The following is a 1,718-nucleotide window of genomic DNA, read 5'->3' on the forward strand; positions in this document are numbered from 1 at the left end:
GGTGTCGATGGTAGGAGAGCGTTCTAAGGGCGTTGAAGTCAGACCGGAAGGACTGGTGGAGCGCTTAGAAGTGAGAATGCCGGTATGAGTAGCGAAAGAAGGGTGAGAATCCCTTCCACCGAATGCCTAAGGTTTCCTGAGGAAGGCTCGTCCGCTCAGGGTTAGTCGGGACCTAAGCCGAGGCCGAAAGGCGTAGGCGATGGACAACAGGTTGATATTCCTGTACCACCTATACATCGTTTGAACGATGGGGGGACGCAGAAGGATAGGGTAAGCGCGCTGTTGGATATGCGCGTCCAAGCAGTTAGGCCGGAAACGAGGCAAATCCCGTTTCCATTAAGGCGGAGCTGTGATGGCGAGGGAAATATAGTACCGAAGTTCCTGATTCCACGCTGCCAAGAAAAGCCTCTAGTGAGATGTAAGGTGCCCGTACCGCAAACCGACACAGGTAGGCGAGGAGAGAATCCTAAGGTGTGCGAGAGAACTCTCGTTAAGGAACTCGGCAAAATGACCCCGTAACTTCGGGAGAAGGGGTGCTTTTTAGGGTGAATAGCCCAGAAAAGCCGCAGTGAATAGGCCCAGGCGACTGTTTAGCAAAAACACAGGTCTCTGCGAAGCCGCAAGGCGAAGTATAGGGGCTGACACCTGCCCGGTGCTGGAAGGTTAAGGGGAGAGGTTAGCGCAAGCGAAGCTTTGAACCGAAGCCCCAGTAAACGGCGGCCGTAACTATAACGGTCCTAAGGTAGCGAAATTCCTTGTCGGGTAAGTTCCGACCCGCACGAAAGGTGTAACGATCTGGGCACTGTCTCAACGAGAGACTCGGTGAAATTATAGTACCTGTGAAGATGCAGGTTACCCGCGACAGGACGGAAAGACCCCGTGGAGCTTTACTGCAGCCTGATATTGAATTTTGGTACAGCTTGTACAGGATAGGTAGGAGCCTGAGAAGCCGGAGCGCCAGCTTCGGTGGAGGCGTTGGTGGGATACTACCCTGGCTGTATTGAAATTCTAACCCGCGCCCCTTATCGGGGTGGGAGACAGTGTCAGGTGGGCAGTTTGACTGGGGCGGTCGCCTCCTAAAGAGTAACGGAGGCGCCCAAAGGTTCCCTCAGAATGGTTGGAAATCATTCGTAGAGTGTAAAGGCACAAGGGAGCTTGACTGCGAGACCTACAAGTCGAGCAGGGACGAAAGTCGGGCTTAGTGATCCGGTGGTTCCGCATGGAAGGGCCATCGCTCAACGGATAAAAGCTACCCCGGGGATAACAGGCTTATCTCCCCCAAGAGTCCACATCGACGGGGAGGTTTGGCACCTCGATGTCGGCTCATCGCATCCTGGGGCTGTAGTCGGTCCCAAGGGTTGGGCTGTTCGCCCATTAAAGCGGTACGCGAGCTGGGTTCAGAACGTCGTGAGACAGTTCGGTCCCTATCCGTCGCGGGCGCAGGAAATTTGAGAGGAGCTGTCCTTAGTACGAGAGGACCGGGATGGACGCACCGCTGGTGTACCAGTTGTCTTGCCAAAGGCATAGCTGGGTAGCTACGTGCGGACGGGATAAGTGCTGAAAGCATCTAAGCATGAAGCCCCCCTCAAGATGAGATTTCCCATGGCGCAAGCTAGTAAGATCCCTGAAAGATGATCAGGTTGATAGGTCAGAGGTGGAAGCGTGGCGACATGTGGAGCTGACTGATACTAATAGATCGAGGACTTAACCAACGCTTT

General features: G+C 54.4%; 1 rRNA gene. It reads left to right on the forward strand.

The window, feature by feature from the left end:
* Positions 1 to 1,712: ribosomal RNA gene (locus ACYP5M_RS26485) — 23S ribosomal RNA — on the forward strand; the annotation flags it as partial.
* Between the last annotated feature and the right edge of the window lie 6 nt (positions 1,713 to 1,718).

The organism is Peribacillus sp. N1 (assembly GCF_054600815.1).